At 58.0% G+C, this 21,870-nt stretch carries 21 protein-coding genes, 1 tRNA gene and 2 pseudogenes; 8 read left to right on the top strand and 16 right to left on the bottom strand.

The annotated features are described in order from the left end of the window. Window positions 1-6: 6 nt before the first annotated feature. The 3 genes from JFT66_RS22465 to JFT66_RS22455 are packed head-to-tail and all read left to right on the top strand — an operon-like array spanning window position 7 to window position 2,421. A complete protein-coding gene (locus JFT66_RS22465) occupies window positions 7-1,452 on the top strand; it encodes an ATPase domain-containing protein (protein WP_198860218.1) in 1,446 nt (481 codons plus the stop codon). A gap of 24 nt (window positions 1,453-1,476) precedes the next feature. Further along, window positions 1,477-1,839: a response regulator gene (locus JFT66_RS22460; RefSeq protein WP_198860177.1), complete on the top strand. Its 363-nt coding sequence runs from the start codon at window positions 1,477-1,479 to the stop codon at window positions 1,837-1,839. Between the two features lie 18 nt (window positions 1,840-1,857). Then, complete coding sequence (locus tag JFT66_RS22455) at window positions 1,858-2,421, top strand: hypothetical protein (RefSeq protein ID WP_198860176.1); 564 nt, start codon at window positions 1,858-1,860, stop codon at window positions 2,419-2,421. Window positions 2,422-2,591: 170 nt separating this feature from the next. Here JFT66_RS22455 and JFT66_RS22450 read toward each other — a convergent pair whose 3' ends face one another. Then, on the bottom strand, window positions 2,592-2,780 hold the full coding sequence (locus JFT66_RS22450) for a LysE family transporter (RefSeq protein WP_198860175.1): 189 nt from the start codon (window positions 2,778-2,780) through the stop codon (window positions 2,592-2,594). A gap of 31 nt (window positions 2,781-2,811) precedes the next feature. Beyond that, window positions 2,812-3,228: an Ivy family c-type lysozyme inhibitor gene (locus JFT66_RS22445; protein ID WP_153839323.1), complete on the bottom strand. Its 417-nt coding sequence runs from the start codon at window positions 3,226-3,228 to the stop codon at window positions 2,812-2,814. A 250-nt stretch (window positions 3,229-3,478) separates the two neighbouring features. On the opposite strand from JFT66_RS22445, the gene JFT66_RS22440 reads away from it, so the two are divergent. Both JFT66_RS22440 and JFT66_RS22435 read left to right on the top strand, forming a co-directional pair. Beyond that, the gene (locus tag JFT66_RS22440; RefSeq protein WP_233097174.1) at window positions 3,479-4,255 is read left to right on the top strand and encodes a hypothetical protein; all 777 of its coding nucleotides are present in this window, start codon (window positions 3,479-3,481) and stop codon (window positions 4,253-4,255) included. Window positions 4,256-4,575: 320 nt separating this feature from the next. Beyond that, entirely contained in the window at window positions 4,576-5,595 is a 1,020-nt protein-coding gene (locus JFT66_RS22435; protein WP_153839322.1) for an acyltransferase family protein, read from the top strand. Window positions 5,596-5,839: 244 nt separating this feature from the next. Here JFT66_RS22435 and JFT66_RS22430 read toward each other — a convergent pair whose 3' ends face one another. From JFT66_RS22430 to JFT66_RS22425, 4 genes and pseudogenes are all read right to left on the bottom strand, one after another. Further along, window positions 5,840-7,093: a ferric reductase-like transmembrane domain-containing protein gene (locus tag JFT66_RS22430; RefSeq protein ID WP_034117661.1), complete on the bottom strand. Its 1,254-nt coding sequence runs from the start codon at window positions 7,091-7,093 to the stop codon at window positions 5,840-5,842. 291 nt (window positions 7,094-7,384) lie between these two features. Then, window positions 7,385-7,602 (bottom strand): annotated as a pseudogene (locus JFT66_RS29900) (hypothetical protein); the annotation flags it as partial. Window positions 7,603-7,922: 320 nt separating this feature from the next. Next, window positions 7,923-8,036 (bottom strand): annotated as a pseudogene (locus JFT66_RS29895) (phage tail protein); the annotation flags it as partial. A gap of 270 nt (window positions 8,037-8,306) precedes the next feature. After that, window positions 8,307-8,397, bottom strand: a tRNA-Ser gene (locus JFT66_RS22425). 152 nt (window positions 8,398-8,549) lie between these two features. On the opposite strand from JFT66_RS22425, the gene JFT66_RS22420 reads away from it, so the two are divergent. Then, the gene (locus tag JFT66_RS22420; RefSeq protein WP_198860173.1) at window positions 8,550-9,221 is read left to right on the top strand and encodes a Bax inhibitor-1/YccA family protein; all 672 of its coding nucleotides are present in this window, start codon (window positions 8,550-8,552) and stop codon (window positions 9,219-9,221) included. 72 nt (window positions 9,222-9,293) lie between these two features. Here JFT66_RS22420 and murB read toward each other — a convergent pair whose 3' ends face one another. The 8 genes from murB to JFT66_RS22380 all read right to left on the bottom strand — a co-directional run bounded on the left by murB (window position 9,294) and on the right by JFT66_RS22380 (window position 16,138). Continuing rightward, window positions 9,294-10,313 (bottom strand): UDP-N-acetylmuramate dehydrogenase, encoded by a 1,020-nt coding sequence (murB, locus tag JFT66_RS22415; RefSeq protein WP_198860172.1) that lies wholly within the window; start codon window positions 10,311-10,313, stop codon window positions 9,294-9,296. Continuing rightward, window positions 10,310-10,774: a low molecular weight protein-tyrosine-phosphatase gene (locus JFT66_RS22410; protein WP_034120194.1), complete on the bottom strand. Its 465-nt coding sequence runs from the start codon at window positions 10,772-10,774 to the stop codon at window positions 10,310-10,312. The genes murB and JFT66_RS22410 overlap by 4 nt, the downstream gene beginning before the upstream one ends. Next, entirely contained in the window at window positions 10,774-11,538 is a 765-nt protein-coding gene (gene kdsB, locus JFT66_RS22405; protein WP_198860171.1) for a 3-deoxy-manno-octulosonate cytidylyltransferase, read from the bottom strand. The genes JFT66_RS22410 and kdsB overlap by 1 nt, the downstream gene beginning before the upstream one ends. Continuing rightward, a complete protein-coding gene (locus JFT66_RS22400) occupies window positions 11,535-11,720 on the bottom strand; it encodes a Trm112 family protein (RefSeq protein ID WP_003174668.1) in 186 nt (61 codons plus the stop codon). The genes kdsB and JFT66_RS22400 overlap by 4 nt, the downstream gene beginning before the upstream one ends. A 24-nt stretch (window positions 11,721-11,744) precedes the next feature. Then, window positions 11,745-12,755, bottom strand: coding sequence for a tetraacyldisaccharide 4'-kinase (lpxK, locus tag JFT66_RS22395; protein WP_198860170.1), 1,011 nt, complete (start codon window positions 12,753-12,755; stop codon window positions 11,745-11,747). Further along, window positions 12,755-13,183, bottom strand: coding sequence for an ExbD/TolR family protein (locus JFT66_RS22390; RefSeq protein ID WP_034120201.1), 429 nt, complete (start codon window positions 13,181-13,183; stop codon window positions 12,755-12,757). Before JFT66_RS22390 ends, lpxK begins: the two co-directional genes overlap by 1 nt. Continuing rightward, complete coding sequence (locus JFT66_RS22385; protein WP_034120356.1) at window positions 13,180-13,815, bottom strand: MotA/TolQ/ExbB proton channel family protein; 636 nt, start codon at window positions 13,813-13,815, stop codon at window positions 13,180-13,182. The genes JFT66_RS22390 and JFT66_RS22385 overlap by 4 nt, the downstream gene beginning before the upstream one ends. 109 nt (window positions 13,816-13,924) lie before the next feature. Further along, complete coding sequence (locus JFT66_RS22380; RefSeq protein ID WP_198860217.1) at window positions 13,925-16,138, bottom strand: DNA internalization-related competence protein ComEC/Rec2; 2,214 nt, start codon at window positions 16,136-16,138, stop codon at window positions 13,925-13,927. 147 nt (window positions 16,139-16,285) lie between these two features. Here JFT66_RS22380 and JFT66_RS22375 point away from each other — a divergent pair, with 147 nt between their 5' ends. Next, entirely contained in the window at window positions 16,286-16,801 is a 516-nt protein-coding gene (locus JFT66_RS22375) for a DUF2062 domain-containing protein (protein ID WP_034120205.1), read from the top strand. A 3-nt stretch (window positions 16,802-16,804) separates the two neighbouring features. Here JFT66_RS22375 and JFT66_RS22370 read toward each other — a convergent pair whose 3' ends face one another. Continuing rightward, a complete protein-coding gene (locus tag JFT66_RS22370; protein WP_198860169.1) occupies window positions 16,805-18,163 on the bottom strand; it encodes a histidine kinase sensor domain-containing protein in 1,359 nt (452 codons plus the stop codon). Further along, a complete protein-coding gene (locus JFT66_RS22365) occupies window positions 18,150-18,878 on the bottom strand; it encodes a response regulator transcription factor (RefSeq protein WP_198860168.1) in 729 nt (242 codons plus the stop codon). Before JFT66_RS22365 ends, JFT66_RS22370 begins: the two co-directional genes overlap by 14 nt. Before the next feature lie 205 nt (window positions 18,879-19,083). Here JFT66_RS22365 and JFT66_RS22360 point away from each other — a divergent pair, with 205 nt between their 5' ends. Further along, window positions 19,084-21,837 carry a response regulator gene (locus JFT66_RS22360; protein WP_034120208.1) on the top strand — a complete coding sequence of 918 codons (2,754 nt, stop codon included), beginning with the start codon at window positions 19,084-19,086 and terminating at the stop codon, window positions 21,835-21,837. Window positions 21,838-21,870: the final 33 nt, after the last annotated feature.

The following is a 21,870-nucleotide window of genomic DNA, read 5'->3' as shown; positions in this document are numbered from 1 at the left end:
GGTCGCATTGTGGAAAAGTTAAATCGCCTTCAAAGTGGAATAGAAGGCCTGGATGCTCTGCTTAAAGGAGGGCTTGTCTCAGGTGCTTCCTACATTGTTCAGGGCCGTCCGGGATCTGGCAAAACGATTCTCGCCAACCAACTTGGCTTCCATCATGCGCGCAATGGAGGCCGGGTCCTGGTTGCCACACTGCTTGCCGAATCCCACGACCGTCTTTTTCAATTCCTGTCGACCTTGAGCTTTTTCGACTCAGCCCTGGTAGGAGCCGAAATCCAGTTCGTCAGCGCATTTGACACCCTGGAAAATGAAGGCCTGGATGAAGTCGTCAAACTACTAAGGCGCGAGATCAGCCGTCAGAAGGCCACGGTCATGGTGGTGGACGGCTTGCTCAACGCGCGCTCTAAAGCCGACTCGCCTATCGACACGAAGAAGTTCATCTCGGAATTGCAAGGGCACGCCGCATTTGCTGGATGCACCGTATTGTTTCTCACCAGTTCACGGCTGGATGACGGCAGCCCCGAGCACACCATGGTTGACGGCGTCATTGAGTTGGGCGAAGAGCTGTATGGCACTCGCTCGGCGCGTCGTATTCAACTGCGTAAAACCCGTGGCAGCGCGGCGCTGACTGGGCTTCACGAGTGTGAAATCACTGAAAAGGGCTTGGTGGTTTATCCGCGCCTGGAAAGCCTCTACAGCCACCCGTCCGCACCCGACAGCGCTGATATGACGCGCATCGCCAGTGGCATAGGTTCATTGGACACCATATTGGGCGGGGGCCTTTACAGTTCCAGCGTGACGTTGGTCATGGGCCCCTCTGGAATTGGCAAGACCACGCTGGGGCTCAAATTCCTGAGCGAATCGACGGTGCAATCACCGGGGCTGCATTTTGGCTTCTATGAAAGCCCGGAGCGGTTACGCCTGAAAGGCCAATCTCTGGGTATCGATATCAAGGGCATGGAAGAAAGCGGGGCGTTGAGCATCACCTGGCAACCTACCACCGAAGGTCTTCTAGACGGGCTGGGCGCACGACTGCTGAGCATCGTCGAAGAAAAAGGGATCAAGCGTTTATTCATCGATAGCCTCAGCGGCATGACGCGGGTTTCCACGAGCCCTGCCCGGATCACTGACTTTTACAGTGCGCTGATGAACGAACTGCGCTCCAGGGGCGTGACCGTGTTTGCGTCCTGGGAGATGCGTGATCTTTTTGGCTCCGAGGTCAGCTCGCCGAACTCTGATCTCTCCAGCATCGTCGACAACCTGATGCTTATGCGCTTCTTCGAGAATCACTCTGAACTAAGCCGGACTATTTCCATTCTTAAAGTAAGAGATAGCTCTTATGACCCTTCGCGATTTGAAGTGGTCATCCGTGACCAAGACGTTGATCTGAAAAAGGCTTCAAGCAATGAACCGCCAGTTCCCACTCCTACAGCGCTGCACGGTTCATCTTCCTAAGTCATTGATTCAGGTTGAATTCACATGACCACTATCCTGGTCGTCGACGACGAATACTTGATCGCTGATATTCTCGGCTATGCGCTGGAGGATGAAGGCTTCATGGTGGTGAAGGCCAGCAATGGCCAAAAAGGACTCGAGGTGCTTGAGCGAGAACGGCCAGCCCTGATCATCACCGACTTCATGATGCCTGTCATGGACGGCCTCGAATTCGCCAATGCCGTGCGCGCCTTGCCTGCCGTTAATCACTTGCCGATCATCTTGATCAGCGGAGCGCAAGCGCACCTGGGTATGGAAAGATCGGATTTGTTTGATGCGGTTTTGGATAAGCCATTCAACATTGATACGATCCTTGCCACTGTTAGACGTCTTCTCGCTGCGAATTGACGCAAAGGAAAATGCGTGATGAACAAGTACCTCCTGTGTTCTCTATTGGCACTAGCCGCGGGGTGCAGTACGGAGCCCTATCTGCACCCGGAATCGCCGGCTGGCCAGAACGCCCTACTCTCACGAACTTGCCCGGGTGCACACGCTGCAATGAGTTTTACGCCACTGTCCGAGGAGCTTAACTGGGTTCACGTGCTGGTGTATGTGGCCCCGTCGGGTACACCGAGTTGGCCAGGTAATGTGAAGACATCCGACACGGAACTTCGCCTGTTCGGCCGGCTGTATAAACCGCATCCGGGCAACGCCGCCACGTCGCTTTGGGTGAGTGCGGCCTCGCCTGAGGTGACCGTGAAACTGGCTTCAGGTCAAACTTATCAAGTTAGTATTGCGCAGTTAAAAACTGGGTTCGACCCCAAGAAAATATCCACGCCCTACAGTAAGGGCACGCCCTTGGGTAACGGCGAAATGGACGACTTCACGCTGACTTTTCCGGATATCTTCGTCAACGGTGAAAAAATCCCCATGGCGCCTATTCACTTCAAAAAGCGCGAAGAGCGTTATGCGCCGGTGTTCAACTGCTGAATCCAGTCGGTCGACGCTATTGAAACCGACGACTTTATAGCTTTTCAGGAGATATCAAAGGAACGGACGCACCTTTATATTCGTTATGTTGCTTGCCTTCCCCACGCTATCGGTTGCAGCCGCCATCCCAAGAGACGAATGCGGCCGCGAGCGCCCGCCGCAAACACTCCTTAGCCTGTGAACACCACGAACGTCATTGCCATGAAGATGATTGAGAGTTGCAGCTTGAGCAGTGTGGGATGCTCCTCGCTGTGACCGATGAATGGTGGCAGGAAGGCCAAGAAAAAGATCGACAGCTTGGGGTCAAGCAGATTCACCAGGATGGCTTGCCGGATCACCCCCAATCGGATTGGCGCCATTACGAAACACCTGCATGTCGCTACACGCTCATCAATCTTCGGGATTGTTATCAGAAAACGACTTGTTCAATAGCCCCTGGACCACACTGTCGGGATTACCGAGTAATTGCTTACTGAACGCCTCTCCATCCGCTGGACGAGTCGCGAGCAACCCCCAGGACTTCGTTCCATCTGCGTTAAAGACCACGATTAGCTGGTTGTCTGCACAATCATGCGGCTTGCACATATGGCCTACCGTGAAACTCTTGCCCTCAGCCGAAACCTTCTCGACTGGCGAGGCTGTGCCCTGAGCTTTGCTGACCCAGGTTGGATAACTGAGCATCTCTGCGTAGGCTTTTTTGTAAGGCGCTTTGCTGGCAATCTCAGGTAGATACTGCTCAGCGCAAGCGCCTCCAACCACCAGCATCAGGGAGGCACCCGCCAGAGTTGAAAGGCTCACTATTTTCATTCGAATTACTCCATCTTGGTGACTTCTCATCCGCTTCTTCGCAGGCTGAACTTAAAAGCAGGTATGAAAGCTCGGACAGGACACCACCTTGGAAGTTTCGATATTCACCTATCCCAGGAGTCTGAAACCAGGCGGTAGCCCTCCCGGGATTATGGCCGCAGATAAAGATAGTGGCGTTATGACGGCGGTCATACGCTTCGGGGCATTTCGACCCGCACTCAAATACGCACTTCACTTACGGATGAGTATCATGAACGATGATTTGAAGCAGTCAGGCTCTACGACTACCTCACAGACCACCACTTCCCTAGAGCAGGTCAAAACCGGCAGGGTCTTGGACTTCACCTGGGCGCCAAACGCCAACACAACGACCACCACCGTCTCGGCAGACTTTGTCGACTACACGGTCGACACCTCCCAGGGTAGCCCTACTGGAGACAGCCACTCCATTGCACGGTTTACCTATGTCCAGGGTAAAGGCGGTGGTCAGATCAGTCAGCTGTTTCTCGAAGAAATGCGTGCAGGGGTACGTGCCAACACCCAGATCGGGCTGATGGTTGGACGCAAATGGGTTCTGGATCCCAACGGGGAAGTCTCCGGCAGCATCGGTACTTATGTGGTCGAGCAATTTGATGACATGCGCGCCAGTGTGAATTATGTCGGCTCTTTCGCCCGGGTCTTTGCCGACCCCAGGATGGTCAGCTACCACGCCGGTGGACACGTGCACCCCAACGTCTCTATCACCGGCAGCAGACCACTGACCATGGCGGACTCTGGCAAGTCGATCCTGGTCATCAGCGATACAGACGTCACGCTCACAATTGGTGATGACGTGACTGAAGGGTTCAAGGTGACTCTAATCCAGGCGGCCGCCGGCAAGATCAACATCGCCGTATCGAGCAGCCACATGATCTACAGCAACGCTGGTGGCCGCACGCGCACGCTTAACCCACTAGATGAGCTGGAAGTCAGCACCTTCCCATTCGGCCCAGTGTTCCTGGCTTTCCGGGTTAGACCCACTGCCTAAATAGCCTGGCATAACCAAACCCCAGAAACGCAAGAGCCCCGCAATCGCGGGGCTTTTGTACAATCGCTCGACAAGGCCATTTCGGCAAAGGAACTCAAGGCGGCGCTGGAGCGCTTGTAATCCGTGAGTGCCGAGCCTTCTGGCACGCTCAATTACAGATCCGTGGACATACTGACGGACCAGCGCGAACACGTGTTCAGGGGAAATCAGCGATTGATCGGCGAACTACGGAAAATCACTGATACGAAGGTCTGACCTATGTGATAGCCGTCCAATAGCAAAGATTTGGGTATACTCAATTTTTTTAGACGGCTGCATTCATGCTCAACTCAATACAGACTTTAAGAGCTTTGGCCGCATGGATTGTGGTCTTTCATCACTACATGCAGGTCGCATTCAAATTCTCACTTACAGATCCAGTTTCCGTAGCGCTATATAAATACGGTGCTGTAGGCGTCGATTTATTTTTCGTAATTAGTGGATTTGTAATATATCTGTCCGCATCACAAAAACACCAATCGCCCGGCATTTTTGCCTTACATCGACTGGCGCGTATTGCCCCAGCCTACTGGTCATTTACATTGGCCACCGTCGCTACATTATTAATTGTGCCAGGCATAGTGCCCCTAACAATGTACGAACCGGTATTTCTACTAAAGAGTTTATTTTTCATACCCGCACAAAACCCCTCGGGAATCGGCCTGTATCCGGTGGTCACCATGGGATGGACCCTAAATTACGAAATGGCATTTTACGTCATATTCTTTTTGGCCCTTTACCTTCCAGTGCGATTAAGAGTTGTTGCAATCGTCGCGGGGGTATTGCTAATGCAAGCTTTCCTGCCTGCCTTGGGTGGAGACTTCATTTTCTTCAAAAACCGAATCGTCTATGAGTTTCTTTTTGGCATAGGTATCGCCCTGCTTTACCAGAAAGGGTATGTAACACGTATTCCTTTAGTGGTAGCCGTGTCTATGATCGCCGTAGCGTTCTGGAGAATCTCAGTAAACTCCCCAATCAATCACGACCCTTATGGTAACGGCTTACCTTGCGCCATGATACTGATAGCTGCGATCTCTCAGGAACGTCTGTTCAGTCGAATAGGTTTCCTATCAAAACTCGGTGACTGGTCCTATTCGACCTACCTATGCCACGTGCTTGTAATTTGCTTTGGGCTCAGGTTTCAGCAGGTAGCTGGCCTGGCTACGTGGACAACCTTCGTACTGATTACGGTAACGATTGCTGCGGTTTCGTGGGCAAGTTTCACGTTGATAGAGAAACCCATCTCACAACTTGCCAAGAATAGGCTCAGAGCAATGAAGGTCACCGATCCTGTGACCTGATGCGAATGCTGGTACCTTAACCGAGACGGTTTATCGACGTGTTGGCGAGATCGTTCAACCGACCAGATGACCGCTTCGCGCAACTCGTTGCGGCAACTGCCCGAAATGATGCGGAAATGGTCAGCCATTAATAGCCCGGCATAACCATACCCCAGAAACGCAAAAGCCCCGCAACCGCGGGGCTTTCGTGTGAATGTGGGCGGAAAAGCCAAGTAACGTGAGTTGTATTAGGCACTTTATCGAATCAACGAAACTCGAAAAGCTCGAAGTGAAGATTAGCTTTCGGAATCCGATTGATTGCCATAAGTTCATACACCTTGTGCAGTAGGCCTTTCGGGCCGCAAAAACTTACATGAATCTGGTGGGGCTCGGTTTGAGCGACCGCCTCACGCAAGGTTTCAGCCAACTGCTCAGTGCCACCTGTATTACGAACAAATTGCGCGCCACGCTTTGCGGTCATGCTTTCCAACTCTTCGGAAGGTGGAAAGGCGCGCGAGGGCGTGAAGCAATAGACCAAGGTTACCTTTTCGAAGTCTTTGCCATTCGGATCTTGCAACCAGGAAATGAAGGGGGAAATCCCTACACCTGCGCCGATCCAAATTTCCCGCTCGGCCTGAGAGGCCCGTTTAAATTTCCCATAAGGGGCGTATAGAGTGGCCAGCATTCCGACTTTCGCGCACTCACACAGCTTTTTGGTGTAATCCCCAAGCCCTCTGATTATGAACTCAACCTGCCCATTTTGACCGCCAGCACTCGCTATTGTGAACGGGTGAGGCTCACGCAAGCCTTTTTGCTGCATTGCCAGAAAAGCAAACTGCCCAGCGCTGAATTCAAACCCCTTATGGGTTGGTTCCAGCGTCAAATGCAGCGCCCTATTTTCCCTATTGACTGCTGTCACCTTGTACTCACCAGCACGTGCGAGAAATGGGTAAAAAATCAGTTTGTAGAGGGCCGCTAACACACCCAGCCCGCAGGACAGCGCCAACCAGATACCTGAGGGGCTGAACAAAGTGATCGGCGATTTGAAGCTAAGCCAATGCAAGATCACGACAAGAAACAAGGGTCCCGAGAGCTTGTGCCACCACCGCCATAAGCTGTAAGGAATATTGCGATTCAGCGCAAGTAATACGATGAGGCCTAAAGCTACATAGCTCAACTGGCGCACTAGTCGTGTCCAATATTTTGGCAACTCCAGGATAGGGACGCTGTTCCAAACGTCCAGATTTGCCTTGAACACAAAGTGATAAGTGGCAAATACGAGTGCCCAGATGCCTAGCCATTTGTGCGATTCATAGACCCGGTCCAGGCCGCCGAATAGACTCTCAATTACACCCCAGCGACTGGCCATCAGGCAGGAAGCAGCCATATAGACCAACGCGCAAGTTCCAAGTATCAGGCTGAGAGTTGCCGATGTAAGCCAAGTATCAATAGGTATTTCAATCAGCAGCGTTAGTGTAGTAACCACCAAGATACCAATTATGCAGTGCCAGCTCTTCACCGTGAATGCTCCAGTCATCAATATGGTGTGTAGGCCGAACTGATCCTCCCTGAGCGCTTCAGCGGCCGGATACGCTAGCAGACTGCCGAAATCGGGGTATGACCCAGGTCATACCTTTGGAGAACATTTTAATCATCCCGGACCTGCACGATTTAGCTCACCAAAGCGGTCTTAGGAAGCGGAGTCGGTGAGCGGGTTGCCGCAAATAAATGAAGGAGTAGAGGTTGCATCGGGTACTCCTGAAGTTCTGATAGTGGCAGGAGTGATGGCTTTTTCTTGCCTTGAACGTTTCGCTGGTGGAGCTACAAGCTCCTTAGCTCGGGAGGCGAGCGCGGCATATATGCTTAGAGATGACATCGACAATGCCATGAAGATCGAGGTAAGGATCAGAGATAGAACAAATAACCGGCACCGATGAACTTCACCGCGTTGAACAGCCATTCGTAACTGGCAAGCAGCACACCAAGCCCTAGCATGGCAGCGGACGACAGGCAGAAGACGAAAGAGGCAATTTGCCGGGCTTTGTCATGTCGATACAGGAGAGTTGGCGCTTCAAATACGCTTCCAAGCTATTTCGAGCCCACCGTTGACCTAGAGATGTCGCAAGCCAATCTCAGCCGCTCATGAGCCCTTGGTTCCATCGGAGCTGTCATCATGGCTCGGTACGTCACGCACTCCTGAGTATCTGAAGCGGGTTCGGCATGATGGGCAGCGCTTTTGGATACAGCGCACCCTGCCATCATCGCTAACGCTACCGCGACCGCCGGTATCAAAATCCTCATGTCGCTCCCCATTTGGCTTGGCGGGAATGTAGCATTTCCGGCATCGATGTGATCGTCCGCAAGTCGCCCTCGGGCCACGACGGGATATGCCAGGGCAAGGCCGTAGCCTCGCACATCTTCAGGTCGTGCGGTGGCGGCCTGCTGGTCGCATCCGGGTGCGTACAGAGGAAGGGGAAAATAGCCTGGGCAAATTAGTCAGCGAGATTTCAGATCGTAGATATCGGCGAGGCCAGCCTGCTACTTGGGCATAGTAACCAGGAGATCGCAAAGCGCGTTTACAGGAGTCTCGGCGCCACAGCGAAGCCTTCAAAATAAAAAAGGTTCTGGAACACTTCCATAATAGTTATGGAACGCCGAGCAAATACAAGTCAGCCAAAGCCAGACCCCAGAAACGCAAAAGCCCCGCAATCGCGGGGCTTTCGTGTGAATCTTGGCGGGAAACCAGGGATTCGAACCCTGGGAACGCTATTAACGTTCGCCGGTTTTCAAGACCGGTGCATTCAACCACTCTGCCAATTTCCCTTGTGCATCACAGGATTATAGTAGCCCATCCGGTGTCAGCGGGCGCCATAATACCCGAATGAAACACACTGTCAAACTCTCTGCATCGCTAGTTACAGGGCGTCTGTTATGATCTTTGCGACTGAACGTTTCAAAACTGAAGGAGTGTCGCCATGCGCGAACAGAATTACGCAGTGAATGGTAACGCGCAGGCTGAGCAGCTTGAAGTCAGCCGCGTCTTGCGCAACACCTACGGCCTGCTCGCCCTTACCCTCGCATTCAGCGGTGTAATGGCGTACGTGGCCCAGCAGATGCACGTCGGTTACCCGAATATCTTTGTCGTGTTGATCGGCTTCTATGGTCTGTTCTTCCTGACCAACAAGCTGCGCGACTCGGCCTGGGGCCTGGTGTCGGCGTTTGCCTTGACCGGCTTCATGGGCTTTATCCTCGGCCCGATCCTCAACCGTTACCTCGGCATGGCCGGCGGTGCGGAAGTGGTCAGTTCGGCGTTTGCCATGACGGCCCTGGTATTTGGTGGCCTGTCGGCCTACGTGCTGATCAGCCGCAAGGACATGAGCTTCCTGGGTGGTTTCATCACTGCAGGCTTCTTCGTGTTGCTGGCGGCAGTGGTTGCCAGCATGTTCTTCCAGATCAGCGGCCTGCAACTGGCGATCAGCGCGGGTTTTGTGCTGTTTTCCTCGGTGTGCATCCTGTTCCAGACCAGCGCCATCATCCACGGTGGTGAGCGTAACTACATCATGGCGACCGTCAGCCTGTATGTATCGATCTACAACCTGTTTGTCAGCCTTTTGCAGATCTTCGGCATCATGAGCCGCGACGACTGATCGGCTAGCGCAATAAAAAATGCCCCGTATCGCGAGATACGGGGCATTTTCATTTTCAGGCCTGATGAAAGGTCAGTACTGGTTGGGCTCCATTTCCAGCTCTACCTTGAAGCGCGTGGCTATATCCTGCTGGATACGTCGCGCCAGGTTGGCAATCTCGCGGCCCGTCGCTGCACCATAGTTGACCAGCACCAGTGCCTGCAGCTTATGCACGCCCGCATCGCCATCACGGAAGCCTTTCCAGCCCGCCTTGTCGATCAGCCAGCCAGCGGCGAGTTTCAATTGCCCATCGGCCTGAGGGTAGGCCACCAGGTCCGGATACTGGCTTTGCAGTTCTGCAGCGAGGGCTTGGGATACCAGTGGGTTCTTGAAGAAGCTGCCGGCGTTGCCCAGCTCCGCCGGGTCGGGCAGTTTTTCACGGCGAATGCTGCAAATTGCCCGGCTCACATCGCTGGGTGTAGCGTCGGTGATGCCCTGCGCGGACAGTCGCTGTTGCACCGGGCCATAGTCGAGCTTCAGATGGCTGGCGCGGCTGAGTGCAAAGCGTACCCTCAGGATCAGCCAACGCCCGACTTCATGCTTGAACAGGCTGTCACGGTAAGCAAACCTGCATTCGTCCAGGCTGAAATCCCGCAGCTCGCCGGTCTGGCGATCCAGGGCGGTGAGGCCGGCAAACACATCCTTGATCTCCACGCCATAGGCACCAATGTTCTGCATCGGCGCCGCACCGACCGTGCCAGGGATCAGGCTGAGGTTTTCCAGGCCGCAGAAGCCGTGTTCAAGGCTCCACAGTACAAACGGATGCCAGGCTTCGCCCGCTTCGGCTTCGACGACCACGTGCACGCCATCATCGTGCAGCACGCGAATACCTTGGGTTGCCATGCGCACGACCAGGGCAGCAACATCCTGGGTCAGCAGCAGGTTACTGCCGCCACCGATCACCAGCAGCGGCACCGCCTGTGCAGCGGCGTAGGCCAGCGCCTCGCGAACATCCGCATCACTGTGGGCCTCGGCAAATAATTGAGCGCGCACGTCGATGCCGAAGCTGTTGAACGGCTTGAGCGATACCTGCGCAAGCACCTGCAAGGTCATAACCGCCCCTTCAATTCGATCACCAATAAATCACAGGCGCGCTCGATCAGGTCCAGGACCCGTTCGAAACCTTGCTCACCTTCATAGTATGGGTCTGGCACCTCGTCCACTTCGCCGTCAAAGCGACGCAGGAACAAATCCAGTTCCGCCTTGCCCTGCCCCGGCTGCATGGCCTTGAGGTTGCGCAGGTTGCTGTGGTCCATGGCCAGGATCAGGTCATAACGCGCAAAGTCGGCGCGGGAGACCTGCTGGGCACGCTGGGACGACAAGTCATAACCACGCTCCAGCGCCGCACGTTGGCTGCGCTGGTCCGGCGGGTTGCCGATATGCCATTCGCCGGTGCCGGCAGACGCCACCTCAACCTGGCCGGCCAAGCCTGCTTCGCGCAGCTTATAGCGCAGCACGCCTTCAGCGGTTGGCGAGCGGCAGATATTGCCCAGGCATACAAACAGGACTTCCATCAGGCGCCCAGCAGGCGACGGACGCGATCGAGGTCTTCCTGGGTGTCGACACCCGCTGGCGGCGCTTCCAGAGCATCGCCTACATGGATGCGCACGCCGTGCCACAGGGCACGCAGTTGCTCCAGGGATTCCGTGTTTTCCAGCCAGCACGGGCCCCAACTGACGAAATCATGCAGGAAGCCGGCCCGATAGGCGTAGATGCCGATATGGCGGCGATACGGCACACCCTCCGGCAATATATCGCGACTCTTGGCAAAGGCATCCCGCGCCCAAGGCAAGGTCGAACGACTGAAGGTCAGTGCCAGGCCATTGATGTCACTGACCACTTTCACCACATTTGGGTTGAACAGCGTCTCGATGTCTTCGATCGGTTCGGCCAAGGTCGCCATGCGCGCTTCACCATGGGCCGCCAGGTTGGCGGCGACCTGGTCGATGACGCCCGGCGGGATCAACGGCTCGTCGCCTTGCACGTTCACCACGATAGCGTCGGGCGCCAGGCCAAGCTTGGTGGCGACTTCGGCCAGGCGATCGGTGCCGGAATTATGGTCTTCGCGGGTCAGTACCGCTTCGGCACCAAAACCTTTGCACGCCTCGATAATTCGCGGGTCATCGGTGGCCACTACCACCCGCTCGGCGCTGCTTTTGCACGCTTGTTCCCACACCAGCTGAATCATCGGCTTGTTGCCGATCATTTGCAGCGGCTTGCCCGGCAGGCGCGTCGAGGCATAGCGCGAGGGAATGACAACGGTAAAGGCGGTGGTCATTTATCCAGGCGCTCATCGGTGGTCAGGGTACGGGCTTCGCTTTCGAGCATGACCGGGATGCCGTCACGGATAGGGTAAGCCAGGCCGGCACCTTTGCTGATCAGCTCGGTTTTGTCGGCGCTGAGCTTGAGCGGGCCTTTGCAGATCGGGCAAGCGAGGATGTCGAGCAGTTTGGTGTCCATGAATGTTTCCTGGAAAGAAGCGTTTTAAGGCAAGAGACGGTTGGGCAGCAGACGCATCAGCTGCGTGTCGAACCAGGCGACAAACGCCGGCGACGGTACCGCATCCACCGCAAGGTACCACCAGTCGGGCTGGGCAAAGGCGCGGCACTTCACCGCGTCCTTTTCGGTCATGACCAGCGGCAATGACGGCGTAAAATCCAAGACCTCGGCGCTATAGGGCGCGTGGTCGGCAAAAGCATGGGGTATCGGCTGCCAGTGTAGCGTTTCAAGGGTATTGAAGAAACGTTGTGGATTGCCAATACCGGCGACTGCATGCACCTGCTGGCCCATCGGAAAGTGCGTGACCGGCTGGCGCTCGCCGCTGTGCAGATTGACCAGCGCGGTGGGCCGCAAGCGGAAGGCAAAGCCATCTTCACGGTCCGAACCGGCACCGTTATAGAGCAGCGCATCGACACTCTGCAGGCGCTCCACCGGCTCGCGCAACGGCCCGGCCGGCAGGCAACGGCGATTGCCCAGGCCGCGGGCGGCATCGATCAGTACCAGTTCGAGATCGCGGGCGAGGCGGTAATGCTGCAAGCCGTCGTCGGAAAGGATCAGGTCTAGCGGTTCGCTGGCAAGCAGGGCCTTTACCGCACGGCTGCGGTCGGGGTCGATCATCAACGCTACGCCGCTGCGCTGCACGATCAGCAAGGGTTCGTCGCCAGCCACCTCGGCGCTGTTGCTGGCCTCGACTCGCCACGGAAACTGAGGCGGCTTGGCACCGTAGCCACGGCTGACCACGCCCACGCGCAAACCGCTGCGCCGGCAGTGTTCGATCAACCACAGGATCAACGGCGTCTTGCCGGTACCTCCAACGGTGATATTACCGACCACCACCACCGGCACCGGCGATTGATAAATCTCGCCCTCGCCCGCCACGAAGCGGTCACGCTTACGTTGCACCACCCGGCGATACAGGGATTCCAGCGGTCGCAACAATACCAATGCCGGATGGCCCTCGTACCAGGCCTTGAGCAAACGATCGGACATGGCCATCAGGGCGGGCCCGCCGCCTCGACGGTGGTCATGCGCAAATGGCTGAAACCGAGCTTGCCGGCAGCGTCCATGGCGGTGATCACGGCTTGATGCTGCGTCTTGCCGTCAGCGCTGATGGAGAGCGGCAGTTGGGTGTCACCACCGGACTCCTTCTGCAACGCCTCCATCAGGCTGGCGAGGTCATTCTTCGCCAGCAACTGGTTATTCACCGAGAACACGCCATCAGCGCTGATGGCGATATCCAGTTGCTTGACCTGCTGGTCTTCGGCAGGCGAACCGCTCACCGCTTCAGGCAAGTCGACACGCAGCTGGGTTTCTCGGGTGAAGGTGGTGGTCACGACAAAAAACAGCAGCAGGATAAACACCACGTCGATCAACGATGCAAGGTTGATATCGACATTTTCCCGTTGCTTGCGGCGAAATTTCACGCTCTGCCCTCAACCAGGTCCACGTCACGGTCTCCCTGCACCACTTCCACCAGCTTGATGGCTTCCTGCTCCATGCCGACCACCAGCTCATCGATGCGACGTTGCAGGAAGCGATGGAAGAACACCGAGGGAATACCCACCATCAGGCCTGCTGCCGTGGTGATCAAGGCCTTGGAGATGCCCCCGGCCAATACCGCCGCGTTGGTGGTCATGCCCGAGCCCATGAACGAGCTGAAGATATCGATCATGCCCAGCACCGTCCCGAGCAAACCGAGCAAGGGCGCCATGGCGGCGATAGTACCGAGGGCATTGATGTAGCGTTCCAGCTCATGGATAACCCGGGCAGCCGCTTCTTCAATGCACTCTTTCATGATCTCGCGGCCATGCTTGGAGTTGGCCAGGCCGGCAGCGAGGATTTCACCCAGCGGCGAATTGGCGCGCAGCTCCTTGAGCTTTTGCTTGTCGAGCTGCTTGTTCTTGATCCAGCCCCAGACCTGCCCCAGCAGGTGCTCGGGGGTAACGCGACTGGCGCGCAGGGTCCACAGGCGTTCGGCAACGATGCCGAGTGCGGCGATGGAGCTCAGAATGATCGGCAACATCATCCAGCCGCCGGATTTGACCAATTCCCACACAGTGAATGCCCCCTCGAAAAAGTGCGCCACTTTACCATATAGGTTCGGCAGCGGGGTTCGTCGGCTACAGGCCCGCCTATCGCAGGCCCAAGTCTTTGGTAACGCCGGATTACGGTAACGGTTCGCGCCAGAAACGGCGTTGACTGCGCGCAACAGTAGGTGCCTGGAACGCACCCAAACGCAGGCTCACGGCACCCTGCTCAGCGCTGTCATAAACCCGGCTGCCCAGTGCCTGATAGCGCGCCATTACCTGTGGGTGAGGATGGCCGTACGCATTGCTGCGCCCACGGGAAATCAGCACCGATGTCGGCGCCAGCCGCTGCAGGAAGGGCCAGGACGAAGAACTGCGGCTGCCATGGTGCGGGGCCTGCAGCCAATCGGTGGGTACCGCCAGCGGCGAGGCCAGGAATGCCTGTTCGGCGGCGCGATCGATATCGCCGGTGAGCAGCAAGCGTTCGCCATTGGCCTCGACCTGCAATACGCAGGATCTCGGATTGCCATCAATCGCACCCGCCCACTGCCACAGTTCAAATGACACGCCATCCCATTCCCACCGCTCGCCACTGGCACAGGGCTGGGTATCAAGAAACCGTGGCAAGCCCTCGGTTTCGCCACCCACCACGCGCTTGACGGACAGCCCGCGGGCCACCGCCGCTGCACCGCCAGCGTGATCGGCGTCGGCGTGACTGAGCAACATCATGTCCAACTGCCCTACCCCGAGCTTTTTCAACGCCGGCAAGACGACCCGTGCGCCCAGGTCGACGGGCCCTGCCCGGGGCCCGGCATCGTAGAGCAAGGTGTGATGGCGAGTGCGCAGGATCAGGGCCTGCCCCTGACCGACATCCAGCTGCACCACGTCTACCTGCCCGTGAGGTATCGACTCCCTGGGTGGAAACACCGCCAACAACAGCATGGGCCAACCCAGCAACCGAAACGGCAGCCCCTTGGGCAATAGCAAAATAACCGCGCCGGCCAGGCTCACCAGCCAATAGCCCAAAGGCACCTCGGCCGGTATCCAGGCAGGCAGTCGCACAGCGAGCAGCGTCAGGCCCTTGAACAACCCGTCCAGCGCGCCACCCGCCAACCAAAGCAAACCGTCGCCGGCCAATGGCACCCACAGCAATAATGTACCCAGCAGCGCCAAAGGCAGCACCACCAGGCTGATCCACGGCACGGCAAACAGGTTGGCCACGGGTGCGCTGAGGCTGATGGGCAAACCCAGCGCGAGCAAAATGGGAAACAAGCCAATGGCGATCAACCACTGGGGACGGGTCCATGCCTGCCAGACGCTCCACGGCCCCAGGCGCCCGCTGAATGCCAGCACCAGCACTGCGACGGCCGCAAACGACAACCAGAACCCCGGCTGCAAACTGGCCAAGGGCTCAAGCACCAGCACGCCATTCAACGCAAGCAACAACGGCCACCAGACACCCAAATGACGGAAGCGCAAACGCCATAGCAATACCAAGCCCACCATGACACAGGCCCGCTGCACCGGCACGCCGAACCCCGCCAGCAGTCCATAACCCAGCGCCCCGGTAAACGCTAAACCACACGCCCACGGCAGCCACGGCCAGGTTCGGGGCCAGCAACCATAGCGGGCCAACAAAGCGATCAGGCCGTAGAGCAACCCCGCCAACAAGCCTATGTGCTGCCCGGAAATCACTAGCAGATGCACCGTGCCCGTACCCTGCAGCACCTGCCAATCTTCAGGCGCAAGCCCGGAGCCATCGCCCAGTACCAACGCCGCCAGCCCCGCTTCGCGGCCTTGCGCATCCACAGCCATCAACCGCTGGCGAACAGCATCACGCCAGGCATTGCGGGCCGGCGCCAGGCGCTCACCGTCCTTTACTGTCGCTGTGGCGCCGATACGCTGGGCCAGCAGCCAGGCTTCGTAGTCGAAGCCATGAAAATTGAGCAAGCCGGCAGGCCGCTTCAGCGTCAATGCCAGACGCCAGCGCTCTCCGCTGTTTACCGCTGGCCCAGCATGCCAAGACACGCGGATGCGCTTGGGTAGCCGCGCATTGCGCGACCGACTGTCGGCCAGTTCGAAGCGCACTCCCGTGCCGGTCTTTTGCGGCAAGCCGATTACACGCCCTTCCACCCAGCGCGTTTGCCCGTCCAGCGCCGGTTGCAAACGGTCATCCAGCGCCCACTGCGCACTGATACAGGCCCAGCTCAAACCCACCAGGAAGAACGCCAAGGGATAGGTGCGAAAAGGCAATAACATCAAGGCCAGTACCAGCATTGCCAGTAACCCAGCGCCAGGCGCCAGTGCCGGTAACCAACGCAACGCAAGCAAGCCCAGCGCCAACGCCAACATCCCTGTTTTCATGGATCATCCTTTTTCAGTGATCCACTCAGTCTTAGCCGGGCGACCGACAGCGCCTATGATGTTTTGTCACAAAGTCTGAATTTTCTGTTTATAGAATCCGGGCATACTTGCCCCTCAAACTGACCTGGAACCCTTATGCCCCGGCGCTTATTCAAACGGTACATGCCAGATCCCGCCCATATCAGGGAACATAAGTCCTTACAGTTTTTGGGTACCTTGCTGCATGACCCGAACCTCTGGCACCTGAACCGGCACTCAGTGGCACGCGCCATGGCCGTGGGGTTGTTCGCGGCGTTTATACCGATTCCGTTCCAGATGTTGCTCGCCGCGGTCCTGGCCATTGCGGTGCGCGGCAATATGCCGATCGCCGTGAGCCTGGTGTGGCTGACCAACCCGATCACCATGCCGGTGGTGTTCCTCTGTACCTACATGACCGGCGCCTGGTTGATGAACGTACCGCCGCGCAGCCTGCCCGACGACCTGACCTGGGAATGGATCAGCAGCCAGTTGAGCACGCTGTGGCAGCCGTTCCTGCTGGGTTCGGTGGTATTGGGGTTGGTATTGGGGGCGTTGGCTTATTGCCTGACCATGGCGTACTGGCGCTGGTGGGTTGCGCACCAGTGGAAAAAACGCAAATTGCGCCGGCGCTGAGTGTTAACACGCCAGCAAGCGCAGATGCACCCGCAAGCCCTGCCCGGTATTTTCCGCCCATAAGCGCCCGCCCTGGCGCTGCACGGCGTTGCGGGCAATGCTCAGCCCCAGGCCGAAACCACCATCGCCGGGCCGCGAGCCGTCCAAGCGGGTAAAGGGCGCAAAGATGCGCTCCAAATCCCGCTCATCAATACCGCCGCCCTGATCCTCCAGCCAGATATGCCAATAGTCCCCCTCTCGACACCCGTCAAGTTGCACTGAGCCATCGTCGGGGGAATGGCGTATGGCGTTGCGCAAGATATTTTCCAGGGCCTGGGCCAATGCATTCAGGTTGCCGCGCACCCAACTGTCCGCCGGCAATAAGCACGGCAAGCGCGACGCCGGCCAGTGGCTTTCGAAACAAGCGTTTTCTCGCAACATGTCCCACAACGCCTGGAGCTGAATGTCTTCCTGGGGCAGCGGCGCTGTTTCACTGTCGAGCCAAGCCAGTTGCAGGCTGTCTTCCACCAGGCGCTGCATGGCGTCGATTTCCCGACTCAGGCGCTCACGCAGCCTGGCCGGGTCTTGCTCACTGTCGCAGGCCACCCGCAGGCGGCTCAAAGGTGTGCGCAATTCATGGGACATGTCGCGCAGCAACTGCTGTTGCAAACGCACCGTGCCCTGCAAGCGTTCGGACATATGGTCAAAGGCACGCCCCAGTTCGCCGAGCTCGTCCTGACGACTGGTCGCATCCCGGGACATGCGCGTATTCAATTGATCCGCACGCCAGGCATTGGCCTGCTCACGTAATTGATTGAGAGGCATGATCAGCAGCCGATAGAGGCCAATGCACAGCAACAGGGTAAACAGGCCCGGGATCACGCCATTGGTGACCACCCGCCAGAACAGTTGATAGCGCCCGGGCATAAAGCGCTGCGGCAGTTCGATCACCAGCGATCCCACGCCAGGGTCAACCGGGAACGGCACCTTCATCCAGGGTAAACCTATGACATGCCGGCTGACCGGCCAATCCAACCCGCGCAAAAAGGTCAGGCGCTGGCTTTCCTTGTCACTCAGAGGCGTGCTGCTGAGGGATTGCAGGTCGTTACCGATCACGCCGACCCAAGTGGTTTCACGCTTGGCCATCAGTTGCAGCCAGGCATCCACGCCGGCGCTGCCTTGTGTGCTCCACGCCAGCTCTGCGCCTGCGGCGTAACCACTGAGAATCTCCCGCGATTTGTCCGACAGGTACGCGCTCTGCTGCTCCATGTAGCGGCCCCACGACCAACTGAGCCAAATCATCAGCAAACAGAAGGCGATCAACAGGCAGGCCAACTTCCAGAACAACGAGTGTTTGCCGGGCAATCGCTCAAAGCCCTGCATCAGGACCGCTCAGCACATAACCCTTGCCCCACACGGTGCGTACTTCGCGCTCGGCATAGCCGATGGCCTTGAGCTTGCGGCGAATCTGGCTGACGTGCATGTCGAGGCTGCGGTCATGGGGCGCATAACCGCGCTGCAGCACGTGCTGATACAGGAAAGCTTTGCTGAGGACTTCTTCAGCATTGCGCTGCAGGGTTTCCAGCAAGCGGTATTCGCTGCGCGTCAGCCCCGCCCACTGTTCCTGGCAGGCCACATCACAGCGTTCATCATCGAAATGCAATACCCGCACATCCTCTCGCACCACTGGGCGCGGCGGTTCAGGCCGGCGATCCAGGGCAACGCGGCGCAGGATCGCTTCAATGCGCACGCGCAGTTCAACCATGCTGAACGGTTTGGGCAAGTAGTCATCGGCCCCCAGGCGAAAGCCGCTGATACGATCGGCTTCGGCGCCGAGCGCCGACATCAGGATCACCGGCATGGCATGGCTCTGGCGCAAATGGGTGAGAATCGACAGCCCGTCCAACCCCGGCAACAGGATGTCCATCAACACCAGGTCGAACGCCTGGTCGCGGGCCATTTGCAGGCCCTGCTGACCGTTCTGGCACCACGTCACCTGGAAACCACTGCGGCCGAGCTGCTCATGCACGTAGGCCCCCAGGACAGGGTCATCTTCAATGGTCAGGATAGTGGGTAGGCCAACTGTTGCGGGAGTCATTAGCGTCTGCAAGTCATTCTCAATCACTGATTATTCAAGATTAAATGGTTACAGGCAATCGCCACCCGGCGCCGAATGGCCCGAAGATTGCGGTATGTCATTAATTTGCAAGATTCCAGGCCGTGCAAATGGCTACACTGCGCAGGTGGCGCGGGCCGGATGCCTGCGTGGATAATTGATAACAACGTGGTAGCAGGAGAGTGGCGTGCTTAGAAGAATGGGGATAAAAGGCCGCGTACTGTTGCTGACCTTATTACCGACCAGCCTGATGGCCCTGTTATTGGGAGGCTATTTCACCTGGATGCAACTGTCGGAGTTGCAGAGCCAGTTGCTGCAACGCGGCGAAATGATCGCCGAACAATTGGCGCCGCTGGTAGCGCCCGCCTTGGGCCACAAGAACACCGACCTGCTGGAGCGCATCGCCACCCAATCCCTGGAGCAACCGGACGTGCGTGCCGTGTCATTTCTGGCTCCAGACCGTTCGTCCCTGGCCCACGCCGGCCCGACCATGCTTAACCAGCCGCCCACCGGCAACAGTTCGCACCTGTTGCAACGCACCGGCAACGACGCCACTCGCTACCTGCTGCCGGTATTTGGCCGCCATCGCAACCTGGCGGGCGACCTCATCCCAGATGAGTCTGACCGCCTGCTGGGTTGGGTCGAGGTGGAGCTGTCCCACAACGGCATGTTGCTGCGCGGCTACCGCAGCCTGTTCGCCAGCCTGTTGTTGATCGCCATCGGCCTGATGGGTACCGCTGCCCTCGCCCTGCGCATCAGCCGCAGCATCAACTCGCCCATTGGCAAAATCAAACAGGCCGTGGCCCAGCTCAAGGACGGTAACCTGGAAACACGTCTGCCACTGCTGGGTAGCCAGGAACTGGACCAGCTCGCGTCGGGCATCAACCGCATGGCCGAAACCCTGCAAAATGCCCAGGAAGAGCTGCAACACAGCATCGACCAGGCCACCGAAGACGTGCGCCAGAACCTGGAAACCATCGAGATCCAGAACATCGAGCTGGACCTGGCACGCAAGGAGGCCCTGGAGGCCAGCCGCATCAAGTCGGAGTTCCTGGCCAACATGAGCCATGAGATCCGCACGCCGCTCAACGGTATCCTCGGTTTTACCCACCTGCTGCAAAAAAGCGAACTGTCGCCGCGCCAGCTGGATTACCTGGGCACCATCGAAAAGTCCGCCGATAACCTGTTGGGCATCATCAACGAGATCCTCGATTTCTCGAAGATTGAAGCCGGCAAGCTGGTACTCGACAGCGTGCCCTTCAACCTGCGGGACTTGCTGCAAGACACCCTTACCATCCTCGCCCCCGCCGCGCATGCCAAGCAGCTCGAACTGGTCAGCCTGGTGTACCGCGACACGCCGCTGGCGTTGGTGGGTGACCCTCTGCGCCTCAAGCAGATCCTGACCAACCTGATCAGCAACGCGATCAAGTTCACCCGCGAAGGCACCATCGTTGCCCGGGCGATGATCGAGGACGAACAGGAAGACAGCGTGCAGTTGCGCATCAGTGTGCAAGACACCGGCATCGGCCTGTCCAACCAGGATGTACGCGCGCTGTTTCAGGCCTTCAGCCAGGCCGACAACTCGCTGTCGCGCCAGCCTGGCGGTACCGGCCTGGGCCTGGTGATCTCCAAGCGCTTGATCGAGCAGATGGGCGGCGAAATCGGCGTCGACAGCACACCGGGCGAAGGCTCGGAGTTCTGGATCAGCCTGAACCTGCCCAAGACCCGCGATGACGTTGAAGACCTGCCCGCCCCGCCGCTGCTGGGGCGCCGTGTGGCAGTGCTGGAGAACCACGAACTGGCGCGCCAGGCCCTGCAACATCAGTTGGAAGACTGCGGCCTGGAAGTCACACCGTTCAACAGCCTGGAAAGCCTGACCAACGGCATTACCAGTGCGCACCAGACCGAACAGGCGATCAGCCTGGCCGTGCTCGGCGTCACCGCCAATGACATTCCGCCCGAGCGCCTCAACCAGCATTTGTGGGACCTTGAACACCTGGGCTGCAAGGTCCTGGTGCTGTGCCCGACCACCGAGCAGATGCTGTTCAACCAATCGGTGCCCAACCCCAACAGCCAGTTGCAGGCCAAACCCGCCTGTACACGTAAGTTGCGCCGCTCACTGGCCGACCTGATCAGCCCACGCCCTTCGCGCAGCGAACCGGGCGAGCCGCTGTCCAGCCGTGCGCCGCGAGTGCTGTGTGTGGACGACAACCCGGCCAACCTGTTGCTGGTGCAAACCCTGCTGGAAGACATGGGCGCCAAGGTGCAGGCGGTGGAAAGCGGTTATGCGGCCATCGATGCGGTGAAGCAGGAAACCTTCGACCTCGTATTAATGGACGTGCAAATGCCCGGCATGGACGGGCGCCAAAGCACCGAGGCGATCCGCCAGTGGGAAAGCGAACGCCACGGCACGCCGCTGCCGGTAGTCGCCCTCACGGCCCATGCCATGGCCAACGAAAAACGTGCCCTGCTGCAAAGCGGCATGGACGATTACCTGACCAAGCCGATCAGTGAGCGGCAGTTGGCCCAGGTGGTGTTGAAGTGGACCGGCCTGGCCCTGCGCAACCAAGGCCCGGAGCGCGTCAACGATGGCCTGGCCCAGGGCGTGCAACTGCTGGTGCTCGACCACGAGGAAGGCCTGCGCCTGGCCGCCAACAAGGCCGACCTGGCCGCCGATATGCTTGCCATGCTGCTGGCCTCTCTGGAAGCCGACCGCCTGGCGATTACGCTCGCCCGTGAAGCCAATGACAACCACGCCCTGATCGAACGCGTGCACCGCCTGCACGGCGCCACGCGCTACTGCGGCGTGCCACAACTGCGTGCAGCCTGCCAACGCGCCGAAACCCTGCTCAAGCAGGATGATGCCAAGGCCATGGCGGCGCTGGATGAACTGGACATGGCGATTGCGCGATTGGCCAGTGAAGCCAGAGTCAGCGCCTGACGCAATTCTATGGACAACACCAATCAAAATGTG

This window comes from Pseudomonas sp. MF6755 (assembly GCF_016405635.1).
Classification (GTDB): Bacteria; Pseudomonadota; Gammaproteobacteria; order Pseudomonadales; family Pseudomonadaceae; genus Aquipseudomonas; species Aquipseudomonas haemolytica.
The sequence above is the reverse complement of the archived record's forward strand: the minus strand, read 5'-3'. Positions and strand labels throughout refer to the sequence as shown.

Coding starts and splice junctions, on each gene's coding strand:
- JFT66_RS22460 (WP_198860177.1), top strand. CDS start 1,477: ATGACCACTATCCTGGTCGTCGACGACGAATACTTGATCGCTGATATT.
- JFT66_RS22455 (WP_198860176.1), top strand. CDS start 1,858: ATGAACAAGTACCTCCTGTGTTCTCTATTGGCACTAGCCGCGGGGTGC.
- JFT66_RS22450 (WP_198860175.1), bottom strand. CDS start 2,780: ATGGCGCCAATCCGATTGGGGGTGATCCGGCAAGCCATCCTGGTGAAT.
- JFT66_RS22445 (WP_153839323.1), bottom strand. CDS start 3,228: ATGAAAATAGTGAGCCTTTCAACTCTGGCGGGTGCCTCCCTGATGCTG.
- JFT66_RS22440 (WP_233097174.1), top strand. CDS start 3,479: ATGAACGATGATTTGAAGCAGTCAGGCTCTACGACTACCTCACAGACC.
- JFT66_RS22435 (WP_153839322.1), top strand. CDS start 4,576: ATGCTCAACTCAATACAGACTTTAAGAGCTTTGGCCGCATGGATTGTG.
- JFT66_RS22420 (WP_198860173.1), top strand. CDS start 8,550: ATGCGCGAACAGAATTACGCAGTGAATGGTAACGCGCAGGCTGAGCAG.
- murB (WP_198860172.1), bottom strand. CDS start 10,313: ATGACCTTGCAGGTGCTTGCGCAGGTATCGCTCAAGCCGTTCAACAGC.
- JFT66_RS22410 (WP_034120194.1), bottom strand. CDS start 10,774: ATGGAAGTCCTGTTTGTATGCCTGGGCAATATCTGCCGCTCGCCAACC.
- kdsB (WP_198860171.1), bottom strand. CDS start 11,538: ATGACCACCGCCTTTACCGTTGTCATTCCCTCGCGCTATGCCTCGACG.
- JFT66_RS22400 (WP_003174668.1), bottom strand. CDS start 11,720: ATGGACACCAAACTGCTCGACATCCTCGCTTGCCCGATCTGCAAAGGC.
- lpxK (WP_198860170.1), bottom strand. CDS start 12,755: ATGGCCATGTCCGATCGTTTGCTCAAGGCCTGGTACGAGGGCCATCCG.
- JFT66_RS22380 (WP_198860217.1), bottom strand. CDS start 16,138: ATGTTGGCGTTGGCGCTGGGCTTGCTTGCGTTGCGTTGGTTACCGGCA.
- JFT66_RS22375 (WP_034120205.1), top strand. CDS start 16,286: ATGCCCCGGCGCTTATTCAAACGGTACATGCCAGATCCCGCCCATATC.
- JFT66_RS22370 (WP_198860169.1), bottom strand. CDS start 18,163: ATGCAGGGCTTTGAGCGATTGCCCGGCAAACACTCGTTGTTCTGGAAG.
- JFT66_RS22365 (WP_198860168.1), bottom strand. CDS start 18,878: ATGACTCCCGCAACAGTTGGCCTACCCACTATCCTGACCATTGAAGAT.